Genomic DNA, 22,743 nt, shown 5'->3' with positions numbered 1-22,743 from the left:
ATCGCTTCACCAGGGTGGCCGTGCCGCACCCACCCTCAGACCAGCCGGATCGGCTCCGCGTCGTCGGCCGGGTCGGCCCGCAGCAGCGTCGCCGTGGCCGTGCGCCCGTCGACGTCCACGGTCATCACCGCGTTCCCGAAGTGCGGTCCGGACACGCAGTGCCACGACAGTGGCGCGGGCCGGACCCCGGTGCGGCGCGCGAGCCCCTCGCTCACCTTGGTCAGCGTCCGCGACCAGCCGGCCCGGAACAGCCGGTTCATGTACCACGGCACCGTGTTGTGCACCGGCGAGCAGGTCAGCTGGTGGACCGGCGCCGCGGTGCCGCCGGGGAACTCGGCCCGGGCCACGTAGGCGTGGTGCACGTCGCCCGACAGCACGCTGACCGACGCCGGTCCGTCGTCGGCGACGCGGGCGATGAGCTTCGCCAGCCGCTCGAACGACGCGCGGAACGCCGGCCAGTGCTCGAGGTCCACCAGCTGCCGGACGAACTCGCTGACCCGCCCCACCAGCCCGGGTCGGGCGCAGAGCCGCTCGTTGACCGACTGGGCGCCCGACAGCGCGGTGGGCAGCAGCCACGGCAGCGACGTGCCGATCAGCAGGTGGTCGAACTCGCCGTCCGCCTGCTCCTCGATCCAGCGGAACTCCTCGTCGCCGATCATCGACCGCTCCCCGCCCTCGAGGATCCGCCCGGCCCGCGAGTCGATCACCAGCAGCCGGACCGGGCCGAAGTCGCGCCGGTAGGACCACCGGGTGCCCTTGGCGCCGTCGGCCTCCCGGTCGGCCCGGTCGGCGAACTCGCGCAGCAGCTCGGCGTTGTCTTCGCCCGACTTGCGCACCCGCTGGTAGAGGTCGTCTTCGGCCAGCTCCTGCGGCCCGAGGTTGCCGAGGTGCTGGTAGACCCAGTACGAGACCAGCGCGCCGCGGATGCGCTCCGGCCACCAGGACGTCCGGGCCATCTTCGCGCGCCAGGCCTGCGAGGTGTTCCAGTCGTCGCGGACGTCGTGGTCGTCGAAGATCATCGACGTCGGCACGGTCGAGAGCAGCCAGCGGACCGCCGGGTCGCACCAGGCTTCGAAGTACAGGTGGCAGTACTCCTCGAAGTCGGCGACCTCGTTGCCGGGCGGCTTCTCGGTGTCACGCCGGGTGGCGAGCCAGTCCTGCGTCGCGTCGGTCGTTTCGTCGGCGTAGACCTGGTCGCCGAGCAGCAGCAGCGATTCCGGCCACTCCGCCTCGTCGAGGGCGGCCATCCGGTGGGCGTAGGCGGCGAGCGCGTCCGGGCCCAGCGCGTCCTGCTCCCGCGGTTTGCGGCAGGACCCGAACACCAGCCGGAACCGCGGATCGCCGGGTTTCAGCGTCCGGATGCGGCTCGGCGGCAGGTCACCGTCCGGCTCGGGCCAGACGACGTCGCCGTCGAGCCGCACCTCGTACGGCGTGCTCCGCCCGGGTTCGAGCCCGGTGAGCACGACCAGCGCGTAGTGGTGGCCGGCGACCTCGAACGTCCGGTCGGCGGCGTCGCCGACACCGACTTCGCACGGGCCGTCCGTCTCGACCCAGATCGTCGCCGAAGTGGCGTCGACGTGCCGCAGCAGCGGGCCCAGCAGCAGCTCGGTCATCCCGGAATCCTGTCAGAACTCCACCGGGACGGCCGATCGGTGACTCTCTCGAAAGTTCCCGAAAGGTTTCGATAATCGTTGACCGGCCGGGCGCGGGGACGAACCATCGTCGCAGCTGCGTTCCCGCCCCCGGAAAGGATTTCCTCGAGTGCGAAGACTCCTCACCGCCCTTTCCGCCGCCGTGCTGGCGATCGCCGCGGCGATCGTGCTGGTCGTGGCGGCGCAGCCGGCGTCCGCGGCCACGTTGACCCGGGTCACCGACTTCGGCAGCAATCCCAGCAACCTCAACATGTACACCTACGTCCCGGACCGCGTGGCGGCCCGCCCGGCGCTGCTGGTGGCCGTCCACTACTGCACCGGCTCGGCGTCGGCGATCTTCAACGGCTACGCCCGCGACTACGTCACCGCGGCCGACCAGTACGGGTACGTCATCGTGTTCCCGGAAGCCACCCGCAGCGGCCAGTGCTTCGACGTCTCCTCGCCGCAGGCCCTCACCCGCGGCGGTGGCAGCGACCCCGTCGGCATCCTGTCGATGGTCAACTGGGCCAAGCAGCGCTACAACGTCGACTCCTCCCGCGTGTACGTCACCGGCTTCTCCTCGGGCGCGATGATGACGAACGTGCTCGCCGCGGAGTACCCGGACGTGTTCGCCGCCGGCTCGGCGTTCATGGGCGTGCCCGCCGGCTGCTTCGCGACCACCGACGGGTCGAGCTGGAACAGCCAGTGCGCCAACGGGCAGCTCAGCAAGACCCCGCAGCAGTGGGGTGACCAGGCCCGGCAGATGAGCGGCGGGCGCACCGGCCCGTTCCCGCGGATGCAGCTGTGGCACGGCACGGCCGACGACACCCTGCGCTACCCGAACTTCGGGGAGGAGATCAAGCAGTGGACGAACCTGCAGGGGATCGGCCAGACGCCGTCGTCGAGTGATGCCCCGCAGTCGGGCTGGACGCGCACCCGGTACGGCGGCACCGGCACGCAGGCGCCGGTCGAGGGCATCAGCGTCCAGGGTGCCGGGCACTCGCTGCCGCAGAACGGGATGATCCAGTACGCCATCGCGTTCCTGGGCTTGAACAGCGGTTCGACCACGACCACGCCCACCACACCGGCCACTACGACGTCGTCGACACCGCCCGCCGGCAGCACGCTCGGCAGCGCGGCGGCCCGGACCGGGCGCTACTTCGGCACGGCGGTCTCGGCGAGCAAGCTGTCGGACAGCGGGTACACCGGCATCCTGAGCCGCGAGTTCTCCATGATCACGCCGGAGAACGAGATGAAGATCGACGCGACCGAGCCTTCCCAGGGCCAGTTCTCGTACGCCAACGCGGACCGGATCGTGAACCAGGCGGCCGGCCAGGGCGCCCGGATGCGCGGGCACACGCTGGCCTGGTACTCGCAGCAGCCCGGCTGGATGCAGGGCATGGAAGGCTCGGCGCTGCGGCAGGCGATACTCAACCACGTCACCCAGGTCGCGTCCCACTACCGCGGCAAGATCTACGCGTGGGACGTGGTGAACGAGGCGTTCGCCGACGGCGGCTCGGGCGCCCGGCGTGATTCGAACCTGCAGCGCACGGGCGACGACTGGATCGAGGTGGCGTTCCGCGCGGCGCGGCCGGCCGACCCGGACGCGAAGCTGTGTTACAACGACTACAACACCGACGACTGGAACCAGGCGAAGACCCAGGCCGTGTACCGCATGGTCCAGGACTTCAAGTCCCGCGGCGTGCCGATCGACTGCGTCGGCTTCCAGTCGCACTTCAACCCCAACAGCCCGGTGCCGTCGAACTACCGGACGACGCTGCAGAACTTCGCCGACCTCGGGGTGGACGTCCAGATCACCGAGCTGGACGTCGAGGGCTCGGGGACCGCGCAGGCGAACAACTTCCGCACGGTCACGCAGGCGTGCCTCGCGGTCGCGCGCTGCACCGGGATGACGGTGTGGGGCATCCGCGACACGGACTCGTGGCGGGCGTCGGCAACGCCGCTGCTGTTCGACGGCAACGGCCAGAAGAAGGCGGCTTACACGGCGGTGCTCGAGGCGTTGAACGGCGGCGTACCCCCGGACGGCGGCACGACCACGCCCACCACCACCCCGACCACGCCCACCACCCCGGCACCCGGTGGCTGTTCGGCCGCCTACGTCAAGACGGCGGAGTGGAACGTCGGCTTCAACGGCCAGGTGACGGTGTCGGGGACGAACAACTGGGTGCTCACGGTGACGTTCCACGCACCCCAGAAGGTGATCGGCAGCTGGAACTACACGGGAACGTGGGACAGCACGGGCTACGTGCTGACGGCGAGGTCCAACGGGAGCGGCAACGTCATCGGCTTCACGGTCCAGCACGGCGGCAACCTGACCGACCCGACGGTGACCTGCGCGACGGGCTAGTCCACAGTGGTCGTCATCACAGGGTCCAGGTGCTGCGAAAACTGTCGGTGGTGACGGATAGCCTCAGCACATGAAAACGGACGACGCGACAGTCCCGGCGCACCAGCTCACCAAGGGCCAGTGGTTCTGGCACGAGCCGGCGCCGGGGCTGCCCGCGTGGCAGCTGCAGGTGAATTCGGCGGAGTTGCGGGAAGACTCCGTCGAGATCTTCACCACCGATGACGAGCGAGAACTGGTTTCGTACCCGAGGAACAGGCTGATCCGCCTGGCCGAGGCGGCTTGAGGGAGGTCGCCGGGGGAGTTTGCCGGGCCGCCGGACGTGAACCCGCCGGCTCGCTGGTAGGCGAGCCGGCGGTGTGGGGTCGACTGGCGCTGGACCGGCCGGCGGTCTCCTTCGGCTCGGCTGGGCCGGCCGGCGGTTTCCCTCGGCTCGGCTGGGGCCGGCCGGCATCCCCGGGGCTCGGCCGGGCCGCGCCGCGGGCGAGTGGCTAGCCCGCGTCCCGGAGGGCAGGCGGGCGCCACGTCATGCGGACCGTCGTCCCCGTGGTGCTCGAGTCTATGTCGGACTGGTCCGTCACCTGGTCGATCAGCAGCAGGCCGCGGCCACCCGAGGTGCGCAGGGCCGCCGCGCGTGGGCGCGTCGCCGGGATGCCGCAGCCGGTGTCCGTCACCGTCACCGTGATCGCGTCACCCTCCCGGCGAGCCTGCAAGCGGGCCCAGCCGTGGCCGTCCGGGTAGGCGTGGGCCGCTACGTTGGCCAGGGCCTCGTACGTCGCCAGCGTGATGTCGTGCGTGCTGTCCGCGTCGAGCGGGAACTCGCTCAGCCACTGGATCAGCTTGCGGCGCAGGCCGGCCATCTCGTTCGGCAGCGCCGGCGCCAGTTCTTCGAATGTCGAGACGACCACGGCTCCGGCGGTGAAGTGCTCCGGGGCCGTGGTCCCGGCTTGGTCGGCGTCGGTGCTCTCGCCCGTATCGACGCCAGTTTCCGGGGTATGTCGATACACGATCCGCTCCCATCGGTCAGCCGCGGTTTCCCCCGTTTCAGCGGGCTTCTCTGATGGACTACCCCACGCCACGGAGTCTTACCCGTTGTGCTTCGTGAGATGTGTCGCTACAGTGGAGACGCTTCTCGCGGATGTCGGCCCCTCGGCCGCCCGGAGGCAGCTCCCCGGATCCAGGCCACTCGGCCTCTTTCCCTTTCCCGGCCTCGCCGTCTGTGTGCGGGCCCAGCACCACTTCAGGAGACACCCATGTCTTTTCACGGAATCCTCGACCTGTCCGGCAAAACCCCGTTCGCCCGGCCCGGCTACCGGTCCGCGCCCGGCGACGCCGCCGTCCCGCTTTCCCTGGTCCGCAAGCACAACCTGCGGCCCGGCGACGAAATCACCGGCACCGCCGAGAAGATCACCAGCGTCAACGGCCGCGACCCGGACGAGCCGCGCCCGCGCTTCGCCGACCTCGTGCCGGTGCACCCGGACCGTCGGCTGCTGCTCGAAACCACGCCGACGCGGCTGCTGCCCCGCGTCCTCGACCTCGTCACCCCGCTCGGCCGGGGACAACGCGCCTTGGTCGTTTCGCCGCCGAAAGCCGGGAAAACCACCGTGCTGCGGGAAATCGGCCACGGGCTGGCGGTCAACCACCCCGACTGCCGGCTATTGGTCCTGCTCGCCGACGAACGTCCCGAAGAGGTCACCGAGCTGAGCCGGACCGTGCGCGGCGAGGTGATCGCGTCCACTTTCGACCGTCCGCCGGCTGAGCACGTGGCTGTCGCGGAACTCGCCGTCGAGCGCGCGAAACGCTTGGTGGAGCACGGCGAAGACGTCGTCCTGCTGCTCGATTCGCTCACCCGGCTCGGCCGCGCGTACAACCTTTCCGCACGCCCATCCGGCCGCACGCTGTCCGGCGGTGTCGACGCGGCCGCGTTGCAGCCGATGAAGCGGATCCTCGGCGCCGCACGGAACGTCGAGGGCGGCGGTTCGCTCACGATCGTCGCGTCGGCGCTGGTGGAAACCGGTTCACTGGCCGACACGGTGTTCTTCGAGGAGCTGAAGAGCACCGGCAACGCCGAACTCAAGCTCGACCGCAAGACGGCCGAGCGGCGCGTCTTCCCCGCGGTCGACGTTGCCGCCTCCGGCACCCGGCGCGAAGAACTGCTGGTCACCCCGGGCGAACTCGCGGCCATGCGCGAAGTCCGGCGGGCGTTGCCGGGCCCGCACGCGATCGAGCAGCTGCTGGAGCAGCTCCGCAAGACCGGCTCCAACGCCGAGTTCCTGTTCCGCGTGACGGGCGCGGCGCTGCCGGAAGCCGCCTGAGCGCTCAGCTTTCGCGCCGCTCCCGCAGTTCGCCGATCACTTTCGCACCGACACCGCGGGCTTCCTCGGGACTGTCCGCCGGTTCGCCCTCGCCGGGCCGGTAGAGCCGGTCTTCGGCACGGCCGGGATCCTCGGTCTCGGGCCGGGCGATCTCGGGTTGCTGTTCGTTCGGATGAGACATTCCCGAGAAGTACCCGGTCCGCGAGCCTTCACTCATCGAGGTGGCTGGTAGGGGGTCGACCGCGGGTAGGACGGCCGTTCGGGCCCGCGGTTCAGGGTCGCGACGAGAAACCCGAACCCGACCACCGTGACGACGAGCGGCGCGGCCCCGGGAGCGAAGATCCACCACCCGACCCCGGCGGCGGCCACCACCCAGGCGGCGACCAGGGTCCGTTTCGCGGTGAGCGGATACGGCTTCGGCAGCTCCCGGACGGCGACTCCGCCGAGCACGAGCAGTCCGGCAAGGGTGACGAGCAGCACGGTCAGGTACACGGGATGTCCTCCTTGGGGGAGTAGGGCATCTCCCGGATGACTACCCGCACGGGTGACCGGCAAGCCGTGGCGTCGGGCACACCGGCCGCGGGCCGGCACCCCTCACGTGCCGCGGCCGGTCGCCTTCTGCAGCGCGTCGATCCGCTCGGACGCCTCCGCCTTCGTGAGGTTGTCCGGCACCTCTTCGCCGGCTTCCTGCGCCAGCGTCTGCAGGTACGACTTCTGCGGCCCGGTCATCGGCTCGTCGCCGGTGGTCCAGTCGCTCGGGTCCTTCTCCGGGTTCGGTTCCACCTGATCAGTCATCACAGCTCCAATCGAACATCTGTTCGCCTGCGTCCGACTGTAGCGCAGGGCTCCGACGATCGCCGCTCACGTGCCGGCCGGGGGTGTGCTCGGGCCGCCGGCCTCGTGACCCGGTCGGCCGTGTGTCCGGCGCTCGTCCTTCATCTGCTGTTCGTGCAGGTGGCGGCGCCCTCCGGTGAGCGAGGTGAGCAGCTCACGCTCAAGGTCGCGGCACGCCTTGTAGTAGCCGTCGTCGTACTCCTCGACGACCTGGAAAGTCCACCGATCGGGTAATACGTTGAGCCCGATGAGCTCTTCGGAGATCCGCCGCGCCCAGTCGGTGTGGCCGGCCTTCTCGAGCTGCTTCACGGCCTCGCCGAGGGCCAGGTCCGCACTGCCGGTCAGCTGGTGGAAGGAGTAGAGGTGCCCGCGAGCGCGCTCGATCGTCTCCAGGGCCTCGGTCACCTTGCCGACGGCTTCGACGGTGGCGGCGTCAGGGTTCACGTCCATGCGCGAAAAGTGCCCCGTTCCGCGATTTCTACACTTCGCGGAACGGGGCACCGGCCGGACGTCAGGCCGTGGGGCGCGTGCCTCCCGCGTACTCGCTCATCAGCGGCGAGATCTTGACGACGTCGCCGCTCGTCGGCGCGTGCACCATCTTGCCGTCGCCGATGTACATCCCGATGTGGGACACGGGGGAGTAGTAGGCGACCAGGTCGCCGGGCTGCAGCTGGGCGCGCGACACCGAGGTGCCGAAGCCCGCCTGCGCCGACGACGTCCGCGGCAGGGTGATGCCGGCCTGCTTGTACGCCCACTGCATCAGGCCCGAGCAGTCGAACGTGCTCGGCCCGGTGGCGCCCCAGACGTAGGCGCTGCCGAGCTTGCTGAGCGCCGCGTCGACCGCCTTCTGCGCCGCCGCGCTGGGTGCCTTGACACTCGGGGCCGCACCGCCGGTGTCCTTCTGGGCGGCCTTGTCCGCGCTGCTGAGGTTCCGGCTCTGCGCCTCGATCTGGTCGATCTGGCCCTGCAGGTCCTTCTTCTTGGCCTCGATGTCCGACGCCAGCTTCGCCGCCGCGTCCCGGGCGTCTTGGGCCCGCTTCGCCGCGTCGGCGGCCGACTTCTCGGCCGCCGCGGCCTTGGCCGCCGCGCCGCTGAGGTTGCCCATCGCGGCGTTCTTGTCGGTGGCGATGACATCGAGCGCCGCCGAACGGTCCAGGAAGTCCTGAGTGGACGCTCCGGCCAGCAGCGCCGACAGCTTGTTCATCTGGACACCGCTGGTGAACGAAGCTCCGGCGAACTTGTCCACTTCGGACTGGTACTTCTGCTTCGCCTCGACGGCTTGGGCGCCGGCGTTCTTCGCGGCGTCGACGTCGGCGTTGGCCTTGTCGAGCTGACCCTGCTTCGCGGTCAGGTCGTCCTGGGCCCGGAGCAGGTCTTCGTTGAGTTTTTCCGCCTGTGCCGCGAGATCGCGGTACTTGGCGAGGGCGTCCGAGCCGGCGGGGGGCGCCTGCAGGACGGGGACGGGGGCGGCGGTGGCCGGCTGGGCCATGGTGACGACGGTGATCACCGAGGCCGCGGCGAGGGCACCTGACACCACGCGCTTGACGGGATGCGAACGCATTCTCGCGCGGGTCTCCTTTGCTGATCGGCCGCCGGCGGGACCGGGAGGGCGAGCGGGGGTCTCGCCCGTGCCCAGGGCGCGCTCGACCGCAACAGGAAGAGCCCGCTTGGGGTCCGGTACCCGGCAGGGGGGTATCGGCGGCGATCTCGCGTCGCCGTCGGGGGACGACCGGGGGCCGCGAGATCTCGAACAGGTTACGAAACGAGCACGGACACGTCCAGGCCGGGGCGCCGGAAACTCTCCGTGACGCGCGATGACACGGCTGGACCAGGAGGAACCCGAACGTATTGTGGCTGAGATTACACGCCGTTACCGCAGCTGAGTGGTCCCGGACACGAGCCGCGTCCGCGAGGTTCGCGTGCCGGGGGTGGATCCGGTTTGTACGTCCCTTGTATCCGGTTGCGTGATTCTCCTGACCGAAGCGATTCCGACCCATGGAGGACCAGGATGTTCACGAAGGCCGCCGTACTCACGGCGCTCACCGCCGCCGCGTTCGCCGTGGCCGCACCGGCTCAGGCCGAGACTGCGGCCACGACGGTGCTGCCCGGTGCGAACATGGAGGCCGTGCTGAAGGCGGCCCAGATCGACCCGCGCCGCGCCGACGACACCCTCACGCCGGGCGCGCACGACAGCGTGCTGCTCGTCGAGCAGGCGCTGCAGGCGAAGGGCCTGCTCGACAGCCAGTACGTCGACGGCTACTTCGGCACCACGACGATCACGGCGTACTCGCAGTACCAGAAGTCGTTGGGCTACACCGGTCTCGACGCTTCCGGCCTGCCGGGCAAGACCTCGCTGGAGAAGCTGGGCGAAGGCCGGTACACGGTCACGAACGCGGTTTCCGCGGGCAGCCAGGTGACCTACCACGGCAAGACCCTCAACACCCGCACGAAGGCGATGCTCGTTGCGGCGGAAGGAAAGGCGGGCTTCCAGGTCACGCTGACGCAGGGTTCCTACAACGCCGGCGGCGTCGACGCCTCGGCCGGGACCCACGACGGCGGCGGCGCGATGGACATCTCGGTGTCCGGCATGTCGTCGACCAACCGCACCAACCTGCTGAAGGCGCTGCGCAACGTCGGGTTCGCGGCCTGGTACCGCACGCCGGCGCAGGGCTTCGACTACCACATCCACGCGATGGCCGTCTCCGACCCGGACCTGTCGTCGGGTGCGCAGCACCAGACCGGCGACTACTACCTGGGCATGAACGGCCTGGCCGGCCGCGGCGCCGACGACGGCCCGCAGGTCGCGAAGGTCACCTGGGAGGAGTACCAGCGCGGCTGATGCCGGGGGGCGCCCGGCCGTGGTGGCACGGCCGGGCCCACCGGTGGTTTGATCGGGGGACCAACGACGTGGGGGTGTTCCGATGCCGCAGAAGGTGTTCCGGTTCGGCGTGGTCGCAGGCGCCAATGACGCAGCTGGCTGGCTGGCCACCGCTCGCCGTGCCGAAGAACTCGGCTATTCGACGCTGCTGTGCCCGGACAACCTGAACATGCCGACGCCGACCGCGGCCCTCGCGGCGGCCGCGGCGGCGACGACCGAGCTGCGTGTCGGCTCGTTCGTGCTGGCCAGTCCGCTGCGCACCGCCCGGGCCGCGGCCTGGGAGGCGCGCAGCCTGACCGTCGTCACGAACGGCCGGTTCGAGCTCGGGCTCGGCAGCGGGCGGCCGGAAATGCGGCAGCAGGCCGAAGAACTCGGGCTGCCGTACGGCTCGGGGCAGGAGCGGCTCGACTCGATTTCCGAGACGATCGACCACGTCCGCCGGCTGGACGGCGACGCGCACACGCCGGTGATGATCGCCGCGGGCGGCCCGAAGGTCCGCCGGCTCGCCGGGCTGAAGGCCGACATCGTCACGATGGCCGGCGACGTGCTGACCACCCGGGAGGAAATGACCGGGCACATCGAGGAAGTCCGGTCGGCGGCCGGTGACCGCGACCTCGAGTTCGCGATGAACATCTGGGTCGTCGGCGACACGGTCCCGCCGTGGATCCGCGGCTTCATCGGCGTCGACGCCGAGACGCTCATCGAGCACGACTCCCTCGGCCTGCTCCGCGGCGGCGTCGACGACATGGTGGCTGAGCTCGAACGCCGCCGCGAGGAACAGGGCGTGTCCTATTTCAGCGTCAACGGCGCGTTCCTCGAGGAGTTCGCCCCGGTGGTGGCGCGGCTGTCGGGGAAGTGAGCGTGGCGGGGTCGGTATTGGCGCCGCACAGCAGGACGGCGACCCGTTCGCCCGGCGCAGGCCGGTAGGCGCCGGAGAGCAGGGCGGCGAACGCGGTCGCCCCGCCGGGTTCGACGGCGAGGCGGTAGCGGTCCCACAGCGCCGCCCGTGCTTCGACGATCGCGGCGTCGTCCACCAGCACCGAGCCGGCGTTCGTGCGGGTGGCGACCGCGAACGCGATGTCGCCGAGCCGGGACGCGCCCAGCGAGTCGGCGGTGACACCGGCGACGCCGACCGTGAGCGGCTCGCCGGCGGCCAACGCCGAGTGCAGCGTCGGGATCGTGCGCGGCTCGACGCCGACCACGCGCGCCCGGCCTTCGACCGCGGCGGCCACGCCGGCCAGCAGCCCGCCGCCGCCGACCGCGACGAGGATCGTGTCCAGGTCGCCCGCCTGCTCCAGCAGTTCGAGGCCGAGGGTGCCCTGGCCGGCGCAGATGTCCGGCTGGTCGTAGGCGTGGCAGAACAGCTCGCCGGTGTCCGCCGCGTGCTTGACGGCCGCGTCGTAGGCGTCGGCGTACTTCTCGCCGACGAGCTCCACCGCCGCGCCGAGCTGCCGGAGTTTCGCGACCTTCACCGCGGGCGCGGTCGCCGGGACGTAAACCCGCGCCGGGAGTCCGAATTCACGGGCCGCGTAGGCGACGGCGAGCCCGGCGTTGCCGCCCGACGCGGCCACCACCCCGGTTCGCTCACCGGCGGCGAGGATCCGGTTGAAGGCGCCGCGGGCCTTGAACGACCCGGTGTGCTGCAGCTGTTCCAGCTTGAACCACACGCCTTCGTCCGCGGCGAGCACCGGCGTCCGGCGGATCCGGCCCTCGATGCGTGCCGCCGCCCGTTCGACATCCGCTGTGCTGATCATGGCTTCAGCATGCGCGCGGGCCGACGTAAGCACCAGCGACGTCTCCTATGCTGGAGTTAGCAGAACTTACGGCTGGAGGCTCCCGTGCTCGACGCCCACCGGCTGGCCGTGCTGGCCGAGGTCGCGCACGCCGGCTCGATCGCCGCGGCCGCCAAGCGGCTTTCGTTCACCCCGTCCGCCGTCTCGCAGCAGCTGGCCAAGCTGGAGCGCGACGCCGGGGCCCGCCTGCTGGACCGGCACGCCCGCGGCGTCACGCTCACGCCGGTCGGGGAGGCGCTGCTCGTCCACGCCGAGGCGATCGTCGGAGAGCTGCGCACGGCCGAGCGGACCGTCCGCGCGCTGCTCGACGAGGAGCTCACCGTCGGCACGTTCGCCAGCGCGGGCATGACGCTGGTGCCCGCCGCGCTCGCCGCATTCCGCCGCGACCACCCCGGCGTGGCGCTGCGGCTGCTGGACCTGGAGCCACCGGACGGGTACGGCCTGGTCAGCTCCCGCGAGCTCGACCTGCTGATCACCCACCGCTACCCCGGCGCGCCGCTGCCCGACCCGCGCGGCCTGCAGCGGACGCTGCTGCGCTCGGAGCGGTTCCGGCTGATCCTGCCGAAAGGGCACGCGAAGGCCGGCGCCCGCCGGCTCACCCTGCGGGCGCTGGCCGCGGAGGACTGGATCTCCGGCAGCCCGGGCGTGCCCAACCGGGCCTGTCTCGAGCAGCTCGCCGACGCCGCGGGCGTCCGGCTGCGGGTGGCGTACGAAACCCGGGACTACCAGGTGATCCTGGCGCTGGTGGAGGCCGGGCTGGGCATCGCGTTCGTGCCGGAGAGCGTGCTGGAGCGGGTGGGCCCGGCCCGCGTCGAGGTGCGCGACGCGGCGGACGCCCAGCCGGCCCGGGACATCTTCCTGGTGCACCACCGGCGTCCGGGCCCGCTGGTGACCGAGATGGTGGCCCGGTTGAGCCGTCCACAGTAGACGGCTCAGCCGGCCGGCCGGCCCGCGCTCTCGAAGCGCGCCGACGCCGCCCGCAGCGCGTCCAGGCACGCCCGCACCGCGCCGCGGTCCTCCTCCCCGGCCCGGCAGACCGCGTAGATCGTGCGGGTCAGTGCCGGGCGGGTGGCCAGGATCCGCACCCCGTCGGGCAGCCGGTCGCGGGCCAGCCGGGGGACCAGTGCCGCGCCGACGTTGCCCGCCACCAGGGCCAGCTGGGTCGGGTAACCGCCGACCGCGCAGCTGATCCGCGGCTCCAGCCGCTGCTTGCGCAGCACCTGCACCAGCCACTCGTAGCACCCCGACCCGGCGCTCCAGCCGATCCACGGCAGGTCGTCCACTTCGGACAGGTCGACCGCCTTGCGGTGGGCCAGCCGGTGCCCGGCGGGCAGGGCGAGGTCGGCGACGTCGGAGAACAGCGCGATGCGCGTCGTGGACGGCGGAAGCACCGTCGGGCGGTCGTTCCAGCTCTCCAGCACGCCGACGTCGAGGTCGCCGGCCAGCACGCGGGGCAGCGTCTGCTCGGCCTCGCCCTCGTGCAGCGTCACGGCCAGCCGCGGGTGCCGGTCGGCGAGGGTGGCCAGCGCGGGCGGCAGCAGCGCGTGGACGGTCGTCGGGATCGCGCCGATCCGCAGCGGCCCGATGACGTCCTCGCGCAGCAGCTCCAGGTCCGCCTTCGCCGCGGCGACCTGCGCGAGGATCCGCTCCGCGTGCCCGGCCAGCACCTGGCCCGCCTTCGTCAGCCGGACGCCGCGGCCGCGCGGCGCCAGCAGCGGCTGGCCCGCCTCCCGTTCCAGCTTCGCCAGCTGCTGCGACACCCCGGACGGCGTGACGTGCAGGGACTCGGCCGCCGCGGCGACCGAGCCGTGGGTCGCGACCGCGTGCAGTGCCCGCAGTCGCTCGAGTCCATACACGGTAGAAATACTACCGAATTCCACGCAGAAACATTCGCTTGTCCTTGACAGTGGCCGGCCGCACGCTGGAGACGTGACCACGACCGCGTTCCGGCCCGCTCCGCCGTTCACCAGCCGCTTCGACCCGCGGCTGCTCGCCGCGCTCGGCAGCTTCTGCATCTCGCTGTCGTCGGTCTTCATCAAGGTTTCGCACGTCAGCGGCAGCACGAGCGCGTTCTGGCGCTGCCTGCTCGCGTGTCCGGTGCTGCTCCTGCTGGCCGGACGCGAACGGCGGAGGGCCGGCCCCGCGCCGCACCGCCGCGTGCTCTTCCCGATGCTGGCCGGGACCGGGCTCGGCCTGGACTTCGTGCTGTGGGGCGAAGCGATCCCGCGGGTCGGCGCCGGTATCGCCACCGTGCTCCTCGCCGTGCAGGTGGTGATCGTGCCGCTGCTGGCGTTCGCGTTCCTGGCCGAGCGGCCGTCGAAGCGGTTCCTCGCCGCGGTGCCGGTGCTGCTCGGCGGGATCGTGCTGGCCGGCGGGTTCGCCGGCACCGGCTCGTTCGGCTCGGACCCGGTCACCGGCGCCGTCGCGGCGCTGCTCGCCGGCGCCGGGTACGCCGGGTACCTCTTCCTGATCCGGCTCAGCGGCGGAACGGGCACGCAGGCGGGCTCGCTGGTGCTGGCCACGGTCTCCGCCGGTGTGGTCGCCGTCGTGCTCGGCGTCCCGACCGGCACGCTCGACCTGGCGCCGGGCTGGTCCGCGTTCGGCTGGCTGGTCGCGCTCGCCGGCGTCGGCCAGCTGGCGGGCTGGCTGCTCATCTCCGCCGCGCTGCCCCGGATGTCCGCCACCACCGGGGCGACGCTGATGCTGCTGCAGCCGGTCGGCGCGGTGCTGCTCGGCGTCGGCCTGCTCGGGGAGACACCCGGATGGGCCCAGCTGATCGGGTGCGCGGGCGTCGTCGCCGCGGTCTGCTTCGCCGGGAGCGGACGTTCTGCGCGCGAAGGCCGCCCCGGCTAACGTCGCGGGCATGCGGGTGCTGGTGGCGGGGGCTTCGGGGTTCGTCGGCAGCCGGTTGTGCCCGGAGCTGGAGACGGCCGGGCACGAGGTGCTCGCGATGACCCGTCACCCCGCGAAGTACCGCGGCGCCGGGAAAGCCGTCCGCGGCGACGTCGCCGACGTCGGCTCGCTGCGGGACGCGCTCAAGGGCGTCGAAGCCGCCTACTACCTCGTGCATTCACTCGACAGTGCGGACTTCAAGCGCCGCGACGCCGACGCCGCGCGCGCGTTCGCCCGCGCCGCGGCCGGCGTGGGCCTGCGCCGGATCGTCTACCTCGGCGGGCTCGGGAACGACGCCGATGCGCTGTCGGACCACCTCGCCAGCCGCCGCGAGGTCGAGCGGCTGCTGGGGGAGACCGGCGTGCCGGTGACGGTGCTGCGCGCCGGCATCGTGGTCGGGCACGGCGGCACGTCGTGGGAGCTGACGCGGCAGCTGGTCGAGCACCTGCCGGCGATGGTCACCCCGCGCTGGGTCGGCACGCGCACCCAGCCGATCGCGGTCGCCGACGTCGTCCGCTACCTGGTCGGCGTCCTCGACCACCCGGAGGCCGCGGGCCGGACGTTCGACATCGGCGGCCCCGAAGTGCTGGCCTACCGCGACATGCTGCAGCGGGTGGCGGCGATCGAGGGCCGGCCGCTGCTGATCCTGCCGGTCCCGCTGCTTTCCCCGCGCCTGTCGTCGTACTGGCTTTCGCTCGTCACGGACATCGACGTCACCACCGGGCGGGCGCTGATCGACTCGATGACCAACGAGGTCGTCGTCCGCGACGACGCGATCCGCCGGATCGTCGAGTTCGAGCCGATGGGCTACGACGAAGCCGTCCTGCAGGCCCTGGGCGAGCGGGCGAAGAGCCGGCGGACGGCGTGAAGCCGGTCCTCGCCGCGGTCACCGCCGCCGGGTCCGGGCTGCTCGGTGCGTCACTGGCCAGCCGTCCCGGCTCCCGCCGTTTCCAGGTGCTCACGGCCTCGGTCGCGGCGACGTGGCTCGCCGGGGCGCAGGCGGCCGGACCGGTGCCCCGCGGCCGCCGGGAGGTCCTCCAGCCGGTGGTGGCGGGAGCGGCCGCGTTCGGCGTGTTCTACGGGTGCGCGCTGGTGGCCCGCCGCATCCCGCTGCTGCGCCGGGCGATCACCGGAGTCCTGGACCACGCCCACCGCGGATCGAAGGCCTCGGTGGCGGCGACGACGTTGCTCACCGGAGCGGCGGAAGAGGTGTTCTTCCGCGGCGCGCTCTACGACGCGGCGGGCGCCCGGGTGTCCACCGCGGTGTACGTGCTTTCCACGACGGCGACGCGAAATCCCGCGCTGGTGCTGGCGTCGGCGGCGATGGGCACGCTGTTCGCGTGGCAGCGCGGCCGGTCGGGCGGGGTGCAGGCACCGCTGCTGACGCACGTGGTCTGGTCGGCGCTGATGCTGGGCTTCATGCCGCGCCTGTTCCCGCCGGAAACTCTCGACTCAGCCGGGGTCCGCGCACCAGAATGACCGCTTGTGCGGATCATGCTCGCGGCTGTCGCCGTCCTCGTCGCTGTCGCCGGATGCCAGGCCGAGGTGGCAGGCCACGCCCGTCCCCTCCACGACGGCTTCGTCGTCAAGGACGGGACGCAGCTGCGGTTCCGCCCCGTCCTGAGCGAGGTGCCCGCCGGCCCGGCGGTCGGCTCACCAGGGCAGCGGCAGAGCACGGACCCCGCCACGCAGGAAGCCGCCGCGCGGGCGCTCTCCTGCGGGCCGGGCGAACCGGATGCCCTCGACGGCCGGGACGACCCGGCGCTTCCGCTGGTCAGCTGCGACCGCGCGCAGGGCACCCGGTACCTCCTCGGCCCGGGTTTCCTCAGCGGCGCGGACGTGAGCTGGGTGGCGGCACGTGTCGATCCGGAGACCGGAAACGCCGCCGTCACCATGAACTTCACCGCCGCCGGGGCGGGGACGTGGGCGGAGTGGACCGGGCACAACCTCGGCAAGCAGGTCGCCATCGTCCTGAAGAGCCGGGTGCTCACCGCGCCGATGATCCAGTCCGCCATCACCGGCGGTACCACGCAGATCACGGGCCGGCTCACGCTGCCCGAAGCGCAGCAGCTGGCGCGGGAGATCGCCGGCGCCTGACCGCTCAGCAGGGCGGCGGCGTTTCCCGGCAGGCTTCGACGCCCGTTTTGCTCGTCGCCTGCTGCAGCAGCGTGTAGAGGGTCTCGCGCTGCTCGCCGTCCAGTGCGCTGAACACCTCGTCCTCGACCGCCGTCAGGGCGAACTCGGCACGGGCCAGCAGCTTCGCGCCGACGTCGGTCAGCTCGACCAGGTGACGGCGGCGGTCGGCGGGGGACCGGCGGCGCTCGATCAGGTTTTCCGTCTCCAGCTCGTTGAGCAGGGTGACCACGTTCGTGCTGTCCATTTCCAGGATCTTCGCCAGGTCCTGCTGCGAGCTGCCGCCCCCGTCGCGCAGGACGGTGAGGGCGATCAGGTGGCGCGGCCGCAGGCCGAGCGGGGCCAGCACCGACTCGCTGCGCAGCCGCAGCCGGCGCGCGAGGTGGTCGACCAGCGCGCCGCAGCGGTGCGGGGGCTGGTGGACGACCGGGAGCGAGGTCATGCGCCCAGTATATGGGCAGACTGATGGTCCATGTGCTATCAATAGTTTGTCCTACACCAACGATCTATGGACGGCTAACGACATGGCGCATCTCCTCCACATCGACTCGAGCATCCAGGGCGAGCGCTCGGTGAGCCGCCGGCTCAGCGCGCGGGCCGCCGCGGCGTGGCGCGCCGCGCACCCGGACGGCACGGTCACCTACCGCGACCTCGGCGCGCAGCCGCTGCCCCACATCGACGCGGCGAGCGGCCTGGCCGGGATGGTGCCGCCGGACCAGCACACGCCCGAGCAGGCGGCCGCGTGGGCGCGGACCACCGAGCTGGTCGCCGAGATCAAGGCGGCCGACACCGTGCTCCTGGGCCTGCCGCTCTACAACTTCGGCGCGCCGAGCAGCGTGAAGACCTGGGTCGACCACCTCATCGCGCCGGGCCTCTCGGTCGACCACGAAACCCGGACCGGCCTCCTCGGCGGCCGCGAGTTCATCGTGCTGGCGTCCCGGGGCGGCGGGTACGGCGAGGGCACGCCCCGCGAAGGCTGGGACCACGCCGAGCAGTGGCTCCCGCACGGCGTCTCGCTGACCGGCCTGGAGCCGCGGTTCATCACGGCGGAACTCACGCTGGCCCACGTGAACCCGGCGATGGCGGAGCTCATCCCGCTGGCCGACGCGAGCCTGGCCACGGCCGAGCGCGTCATCGACGAGCTGTGGGTCCCGGCGCACGTCTGACCGCCGGGGGCCGGGTGTCGCGGCTCCGCGACGCCCGGCCCAGGTCCGGGAGCCGCTCGAAGACCCCGCCGGCTGCCCCCGACGGCAGCAACGCCCCGCCCGGGCGGTAGCGTGCCGCGGCGGGCGGACTGACGTTGTGTGGCACGGGCCGCACCCGGGCGAGGAAGGTCGGGTTTGAGCGCGCACACCTCCCAGATGGACGACATCCGGCTCGTCGCGCAGCCCAGCGCGCTACCGGTCACCGAGCTGTTCGTCCGCCTGATTCTCACCGACTGGTCCCTGCTGCCGATGCTGGAGCAGGTGACCGCCACCGCGAGGCGGCTGGTCGAGGCCGTCGTCGACGCCAGTGACCCCAAGGCCCCCGCCTTCGTCACGTTGCGGCTGCGGCTGCGCGCCGAGGTGCTCTCGATCGAGGTCGACGACGACGTCCCCGGGCGGCCGGACCCGCAGGCCCGGCCCGGCGAGCGGCTGGGCGTCGAGCCCGCCGAGGGCGGCGGCCGCACCACCTGGTGCGAACTGGCGCTGCCAGGCGGGATGACCGCGCGGCAGGTGCGCCTGCCCCGGCGTCAGGACCGCCGGACGCTGGTCGACGAGCCCGTCTCCGGCGATCCCGTGGCCGCGGACCCGGAGGTCCTGGAGCGCCTGCTGACCCGGCTGAGCGGCTGGTCCGGCCAGAGCTGAACGCTTTCCCGCGCGCGTCCGTGCATCCAGGCAGGGGGTGACGTGGACGCGAGGAGGCAGCCGTCGTGCGGATCGTGATCGCGGAGGACGACGCCCTGCTGCGGGAAGGGCTGGTGCTGCTCCTGCGCAGTGAGGGGTTCGAGGTCGCCGCGGCCGTCGACCACCCCGGCGACCTGGTGACGACGGTCGAGGCCGTGGAACCGGACCTGGCCGTCGTCGACGTCCGGATGCCGCCGACCTTCACCGACGAAGGGCTCCGCGCCGCCCTCGAAGCCCGGCGCCGCGTGCCCGGACTGGCGATCCTCGCGCTTTCGGCGTTCGTCGAAGACGGCTACGCGGGCGACCTCCTGGCGGCTGGCGGCGGCGGAGCCGGGTACCTGCTCAAGGAGCGCGTCGGCAAGCCCGACGAGTTCCTCGACGCCCTGCGGCGCGTCGCCGCCGGCGGCACGGTCCTGGACCGGGACGTCGTGGCGGTCCAGCTCGCCCGGCCCCGGCCCGGCGACCCGGTGGCGACCCTCACCGCCCGCGAGCGCGAGGTCGTGGCGTTGCTGGCCGAGGGCCATTCGGTGCCGACGATCGGGCGGCTGCTCGGCATCGGCACCGCCGCGGCGCGGCAGCACGCCGGGGACGTCAGCGCGAAGCTGCGCGTCCCCGACGGCGCCCAGGCGATGCTCAGCTACCTGCGGGCGTGAGGACTTCGGCCTGCCGTTCGCGGTACCGGGCCACGTTGGCCAGCTTGACGTCTTCGTAGCCGCGGACGAGGTCGGGCAGCTCGGCCAGGGCCAGCACCCGCGCCCGGTCCTGGGTGCCGAACGCCCGCAGGACCACGCTGCGGTAGTCCTCGATCAGCTCGCGCTCGACCTTGCGCACCTCGGCGCGGCCGAACGGGTCGAAGCGGGTGCCGCGCAGCCGCCGCAGCGCGCGGAGCAGCCGGAAGGCCGGGCGGAACCACGGGCCGAGGCTGATCTTGCGCCGCACGCCGAGCGCCCGCAGCACCGGCGGGTGCAGCCGGTAGGCGTACTTCGTGCCCGCGCCGAACCGGTCCTCGAGGCCGTCGGTGAACGCCGGGTCCAGCGACAGCCGGGCGACCTCGTACTCGTCCTTGTACGCCATCAGCTTGTACAGGTGCTTCGCGACGGCCTCGGTGATCTCCGTCGGGCCGTCCTCCAGCACCCGCACCCGCTCGACGAACTCCGCGTACGCGCGGGCGTAGGCCTTGTCCTGGTAGGCGATCAGGTCGGGGACGCGGATGTCGAGCAGCCGCGCGAGTTCGGAGCCGGGCTCGGCGTGCACCAAGGCTCGCACCGCACCGGGCTTCGCGGCGATCACCGGCTCCGGAGCTTCCGCCGGGGGCTCGGCGACGAGCAGGCGGCCACGCCGGAACGCCTGCACGTTCGCGGCGACCTGGGTGCCGTTCAGCTCGATGGCGCGTTCGATCGCCGACGCGGGCAGCGGGATCGCGCCGGTCTGGTAGGCCACGCCGAGCTGCAGCACGTTGGCGAACTGGTCGTCGTCGAAGTACTCCTCGGCCAGGCCGCGCGCGTCCAGCGACACCGTGCGCGCCGCGGCGGTGTCGATGGGCGCGAGCACGCTGGCGGGGTCCGGGAAGGACACCGTCGTGTCGACGACCATCCGGCCGGTCGGGACCTCGGTCGTGGAGACGACGGCGGTGGTGCGGGCCGGGTCGGCGACCCCGAGGTTCGCCGCGTCCGCGCCGACCAGCGCGTCGCAGGCCAGGTAGAGGTCGCATTCGCCGGCGGCGAGCTTGGGGGCCTGTTCGACCGGCTCCGCCGTCACCTTGAGGTCGGAGACGACGGCGCCGCCCTTCTGCGCGAGCCCGGTCTGGTCGAGCGTGCGGACGTGCCGGCCGTCGAGCACCGCGGCGGTGGCGAGGATCTGCGTCACGGTGACCACGCCGGTACCGCCGATGCCGGTGATCCGGACGGTGAAGTCCTTCGCCGGGGTCTCCGGCGCGGGGACGGCGTCGGCGGCCAGGTCGGCGGCCTTCCGGTGCCGCTTCCGGCCGGTCGGCACCACGGTGACGAACGACGGGCAGTCCCCGGCCAGGCAGGAGTAGTCGACGTTGCACGACGACTGGTGGATCGCGGTCTTGCGGCCGAATTCGGTGTCCACCGGCTGCACGGACAGGCAGTTCGACTTGGTGCCGCAGTCGCCGCAGCCCTCGCAGACGCGCTCGTTGATCACCACGCGCGTCGCGGGCGCGGTTTGCTTGCCCCGGCGGCGTTTCCGGCGCTTCTCGGCCGCGCACTCCTGCTCGTGGATCAGCACGGTGACGCCCTTGACCGCGGCCAGTTCCACCTGCGTGCGCAGGAGTTCGCTGCGGTCGCGGACCTCGACGCCGGCCGGCGGCTTCCGGTGTTTCGCCGGTGCGTCGCTGGTGATCACCACCCGCTTCGCGCCCTCGATGAGCAGGAGTTCCGCGACCTTTTCGACCGGCAGGACGCCGACCGCGTCCTGGCCGCCGGTCATCGCGACGGCGGAGTTGTAGAGCAGCTTGTAGGTGATGTTCACCCCGGCGGCGACCGCCGCGCGCACGGCGAGGCTGCCGGAGTGGGTGAACGTGCCGTCGCCGATGTTCTGGACGAAGTGGTCGGCCTCGACGAACGGCGCCATGCCGATCCACTGGGTCCCTTCGCCGCCCATCTGCGTCACGCCCAGGACGGTGCCGACCTGGTCGGGCTCCATGAACAGAGCCATGGTGTGGCAGCCGATGCCGCCGCCGACGAGGGTGCCTTCCGGGACCTTCGTCGACGAGTTGTGCGGGCATCCCGAGCAGAAGTACGGCGTGCGCGCGAGCAGCGGGACGGCGATGCGCTCGCGACGGCGTCGCCCCCGGTAGGCCTCGACCGGGGGAATACCCTCCGGCAGGATCCTGGCCAGGCCGGCGGCGATGCCGTCCGGGTCCAGCTCGCCCAGTTCGGTGAACAGCGTCCGGCCGTCGTGGTCCTTCTTGCCGACGATCCTCGGCGCGCGGGGAACGCCGTACAGGATCTCTTTCAGCGCGGTTTCGACGAAGGCACGCTTTTCCTCGACGACGATGATCTCGTCGAGGCCGTCGGCGAACTCGCGGACGATCGCAGGCTCGAGGGGGTGGATCGCGCCGAGCTTGAGGAGGCGGATGCCGTGGTCTTCCCGGTCCAGGCCGAGCGTGCGCAGCGCCTGCCGGAGGTCCAGGTAGGACTTGCCGGCGGAAACGATGCCGATCCGGTCGGCCGGCCCGCGTGCGGTGATCCGGTTGATCCCGCTCGCGCGCAGGTAGTCGAGGGCGAGCGGCTGCCGGACGGTGAAGAGGCTGCGCTCCAGTTCGGCGAGGCTGGTGCCGAGCAGTCGTGACGTCGGCGTGTGCCGGTATGCCCGCTCCATTCCCGGCGCACTCCACTCCGGACCGACGGTGGCGGTGCCGGACGCGTCGGCGACGTTGGCGACGATCTTCAGCGACGTCCACAGCCCGCTGGCCCGCGACAGCTCGACGGCGTGCATGCCGAGGTCGAGGACGTCCTGGGCGTCGGCCGGGAAGAGCACCGGGATGGCCAGGTCGGCGAGGGCGAGCTCGGACGCGCAGGGCACGGTGGACGACTTCGCGTTGGGATCGTCCCCGACGAGCGCGACCGCGCCGCCGCGCGGGTCGGTGCCGGCCAGGTTGGCGTGGCGGAGGGCGTCGCTGGCGCGGTCGAGACCGGGGGCCTTGCCGTACCAGAAGCCGGCGACGCCCCGCTGCCCGCCGGCACCCGCGACGAGCTGGCTGCCCATGACCGACGTCGCGGCCAGCTCTTCGTTGAGGCCGGGCCGGTGCACGACGTCGTGCTTCTCCAGCAGCGTCGCGCGGCGGCCGAGTTCGAGGTCGTAGCCGGCCAGCGGCGAGCCCTCGTAGCCCGAGACGAAGACGGCGGGGTCGCCGCCGCGGGCGCGGTCGTGGCGGACGCGGTCGAACAGCAGCCGCACCAGGGCCTGCACCCCGGTCAGGTGCACGGTTCCCGCCTCCCGCAGGTAGCGATCCTCCAGCGTGAACGTCTCCACGCGCGGCTCCCTTCGCC

The 22,743-nt window shown here is 72.3% G+C and carries 24 protein-coding genes; 13 read left to right on the top strand and 11 right to left on the bottom strand.

What is annotated here, in order from left to right:
* Positions 1-35 precede the first annotated feature (35 nt).
* Complete coding sequence (locus tag ACFVYA_RS22650) at positions 36-1,613, bottom strand: alkaline phosphatase D family protein (protein WP_387047646.1); 1,578 nt, start codon at positions 1,611-1,613, stop codon at positions 36-38.
* Positions 1,614-1,761: 148 nt separating this feature from the next.
* On the opposite strand from ACFVYA_RS22650, the gene ACFVYA_RS22645 reads away from it, so the two are divergent.
* Together ACFVYA_RS22645 and ACFVYA_RS22640 are read left to right on the top strand one after the other, a co-directional pair.
* Complete coding sequence (locus ACFVYA_RS22645; protein WP_387047644.1) at positions 1,762-3,999, top strand: PHB depolymerase family esterase; 2,238 nt, start codon at positions 1,762-1,764, stop codon at positions 3,997-3,999.
* Positions 4,000-4,069: 70 nt separating this feature from the next.
* Positions 4,070-4,282, top strand: a complete 213-nt coding sequence (locus ACFVYA_RS22640; RefSeq protein WP_285993115.1) for a hypothetical protein — start codon at positions 4,070-4,072, stop codon at positions 4,280-4,282.
* A gap of 205 nt (positions 4,283-4,487) precedes the next feature.
* On the opposite strand, the gene ACFVYA_RS22635 is transcribed toward ACFVYA_RS22640, so the two are convergent.
* A complete protein-coding gene (locus tag ACFVYA_RS22635) occupies positions 4,488-5,003 on the bottom strand; it encodes an ATP-binding protein (protein WP_285993114.1) in 516 nt (171 codons plus the stop codon).
* 246 nt (positions 5,004-5,249) lie between these two features.
* On the opposite strand from ACFVYA_RS22635, the gene rho reads away from it, so the two are divergent.
* Entirely contained in the window at positions 5,250-6,311 is a 1,062-nt protein-coding gene (rho, locus tag ACFVYA_RS22630; RefSeq protein WP_387047642.1) for a transcription termination factor Rho, read from the top strand.
* Positions 6,312-6,315: 4 nt separating this feature from the next.
* On the opposite strand, the gene ACFVYA_RS22625 is transcribed toward rho, so the two are convergent.
* The 5 genes from ACFVYA_RS22625 to ACFVYA_RS22605 all read right to left on the bottom strand — a co-directional run bounded on the left by ACFVYA_RS22625 (position 6,316) and on the right by ACFVYA_RS22605 (position 8,706).
* On the bottom strand, positions 6,316-6,492 hold the full coding sequence (locus ACFVYA_RS22625) for a hypothetical protein (protein ID WP_387047640.1): 177 nt from the start codon (positions 6,490-6,492) through the stop codon (positions 6,316-6,318).
* Positions 6,493-6,524: 32 nt separating this feature from the next.
* Complete coding sequence (locus tag ACFVYA_RS22620; protein WP_285993111.1) at positions 6,525-6,803, bottom strand: hypothetical protein; 279 nt, start codon at positions 6,801-6,803, stop codon at positions 6,525-6,527.
* A gap of 102 nt (positions 6,804-6,905) precedes the next feature.
* Entirely contained in the window at positions 6,906-7,106 is a 201-nt protein-coding gene (locus ACFVYA_RS22615; protein ID WP_387047639.1) for a DUF3072 domain-containing protein, read from the bottom strand.
* 66 nt (positions 7,107-7,172) lie between these two features.
* On the bottom strand, positions 7,173-7,595 hold the full coding sequence (locus tag ACFVYA_RS22610) for a hypothetical protein (protein WP_387047638.1): 423 nt from the start codon (positions 7,593-7,595) through the stop codon (positions 7,173-7,175).
* A gap of 61 nt (positions 7,596-7,656) precedes the next feature.
* Positions 7,657-8,706 (bottom strand): C40 family peptidase, encoded by a 1,050-nt coding sequence (locus ACFVYA_RS22605; RefSeq protein ID WP_387047636.1) that lies wholly within the window; start codon positions 8,704-8,706, stop codon positions 7,657-7,659.
* A 447-nt stretch (positions 8,707-9,153) separates the two neighbouring features.
* Here ACFVYA_RS22605 and ACFVYA_RS22600 point away from each other — a divergent pair, with 447 nt between their 5' ends.
* Both ACFVYA_RS22600 and ACFVYA_RS22595 read left to right on the top strand, forming a co-directional pair.
* Positions 9,154-9,984, top strand: coding sequence for a peptidoglycan-binding protein (locus tag ACFVYA_RS22600; protein ID WP_285993108.1), 831 nt, complete (start codon positions 9,154-9,156; stop codon positions 9,982-9,984).
* Between the two features lie 82 nt (positions 9,985-10,066).
* Positions 10,067-10,882 (top strand): LLM class flavin-dependent oxidoreductase, encoded by an 816-nt coding sequence (locus ACFVYA_RS22595; RefSeq protein WP_387047634.1) that lies wholly within the window; start codon positions 10,067-10,069, stop codon positions 10,880-10,882.
* On the opposite strand, the gene ACFVYA_RS22590 is transcribed toward ACFVYA_RS22595, so the two are convergent.
* Positions 10,824-11,777, bottom strand: a complete 954-nt coding sequence (locus ACFVYA_RS22590; RefSeq protein ID WP_387047632.1) for a threonine/serine dehydratase — start codon at positions 11,775-11,777, stop codon at positions 10,824-10,826. The genes ACFVYA_RS22595 and ACFVYA_RS22590 overlap by 59 nt on opposite strands.
* 84 nt (positions 11,778-11,861) lie before the next feature.
* Between ACFVYA_RS22590 and ACFVYA_RS22585 the strand changes: the two genes are divergently transcribed.
* Entirely contained in the window at positions 11,862-12,743 is an 882-nt protein-coding gene (locus ACFVYA_RS22585) for a LysR substrate-binding domain-containing protein (RefSeq protein ID WP_387047630.1), read from the top strand.
* A gap of 5 nt (positions 12,744-12,748) precedes the next feature.
* Here ACFVYA_RS22585 and ACFVYA_RS22580 read toward each other — a convergent pair whose 3' ends face one another.
* Positions 12,749-13,672, bottom strand: coding sequence for a LysR substrate-binding domain-containing protein (locus tag ACFVYA_RS22580; RefSeq protein ID WP_387047629.1), 924 nt, complete (start codon positions 13,670-13,672; stop codon positions 12,749-12,751).
* A 73-nt stretch (positions 13,673-13,745) separates the two neighbouring features.
* Here ACFVYA_RS22580 and ACFVYA_RS22575 point away from each other — a divergent pair, with 73 nt between their 5' ends.
* From ACFVYA_RS22575 to ACFVYA_RS22560, 4 genes are read left to right on the top strand one after another with little or no spacing between them, the layout of a single operon-like run.
* Positions 13,746-14,669: a DMT family transporter gene (locus ACFVYA_RS22575; protein WP_387047627.1), complete on the top strand. Its 924-nt coding sequence runs from the start codon at positions 13,746-13,748 to the stop codon at positions 14,667-14,669.
* A gap of 10 nt (positions 14,670-14,679) precedes the next feature.
* The gene (locus tag ACFVYA_RS22570) at positions 14,680-15,576 is read left to right on the top strand and encodes an NAD(P)H-binding protein (protein ID WP_387047625.1); all 897 of its coding nucleotides are present in this window, start codon (positions 14,680-14,682) and stop codon (positions 15,574-15,576) included.
* Positions 15,573-16,187 (top strand): CPBP family intramembrane glutamic endopeptidase, encoded by a 615-nt coding sequence (locus ACFVYA_RS22565; RefSeq protein ID WP_387047624.1) that lies wholly within the window; start codon positions 15,573-15,575, stop codon positions 16,185-16,187. Before ACFVYA_RS22570 ends, ACFVYA_RS22565 begins: the two co-directional genes overlap by 4 nt.
* 15 nt (positions 16,188-16,202) lie before the next feature.
* Positions 16,203-16,805 carry a precorrin-3B C(17)-methyltransferase gene (locus ACFVYA_RS22560; protein WP_387047684.1) on the top strand — a complete coding sequence of 201 codons (603 nt, stop codon included), beginning with the start codon at positions 16,203-16,205 and terminating at the stop codon, positions 16,803-16,805.
* Positions 16,806-16,809: 4 nt separating this feature from the next.
* Here ACFVYA_RS22560 and ACFVYA_RS22555 read toward each other — a convergent pair whose 3' ends face one another.
* Positions 16,810-17,283 (bottom strand): MarR family winged helix-turn-helix transcriptional regulator, encoded by a 474-nt coding sequence (locus ACFVYA_RS22555; protein ID WP_387047622.1) that lies wholly within the window; start codon positions 17,281-17,283, stop codon positions 16,810-16,812.
* A gap of 82 nt (positions 17,284-17,365) precedes the next feature.
* On the opposite strand from ACFVYA_RS22555, the gene ACFVYA_RS22550 reads away from it, so the two are divergent.
* The 3 genes from ACFVYA_RS22550 (at position 17,366) to ACFVYA_RS22540 (ending at position 19,380) form a co-directional block, all read left to right on the top strand.
* Entirely contained in the window at positions 17,366-18,007 is a 642-nt protein-coding gene (locus ACFVYA_RS22550) for an FMN-dependent NADH-azoreductase (protein ID WP_387047620.1), read from the top strand.
* A 174-nt stretch (positions 18,008-18,181) separates the two neighbouring features.
* Positions 18,182-18,688, top strand: coding sequence for an ATP-binding protein (locus ACFVYA_RS22545; RefSeq protein ID WP_285993098.1), 507 nt, complete (start codon positions 18,182-18,184; stop codon positions 18,686-18,688).
* A gap of 65 nt (positions 18,689-18,753) precedes the next feature.
* Positions 18,754-19,380 (top strand): response regulator, encoded by a 627-nt coding sequence (locus tag ACFVYA_RS22540; RefSeq protein ID WP_285993097.1) that lies wholly within the window; start codon positions 18,754-18,756, stop codon positions 19,378-19,380.
* Here ACFVYA_RS22540 and ACFVYA_RS22535 read toward each other — a convergent pair.
* Positions 19,361-22,726: an indolepyruvate ferredoxin oxidoreductase family protein gene (locus ACFVYA_RS22535; RefSeq protein WP_387047617.1), complete on the bottom strand. Its 3,366-nt coding sequence runs from the start codon at positions 22,724-22,726 to the stop codon at positions 19,361-19,363. The genes ACFVYA_RS22540 and ACFVYA_RS22535 overlap by 20 nt on opposite strands.
* Positions 22,727-22,743 lie beyond the last annotated feature (17 nt).

The sequence above is a fragment of the Amycolatopsis sp. NPDC058278 genome, assembly GCF_042881395.1.
Taxonomy (GTDB): domain Bacteria; phylum Actinomycetota; class Actinomycetes; order Mycobacteriales; family Pseudonocardiaceae; genus Amycolatopsis.
This window is presented reverse-complemented; position numbering and strand designations above follow the sequence as displayed.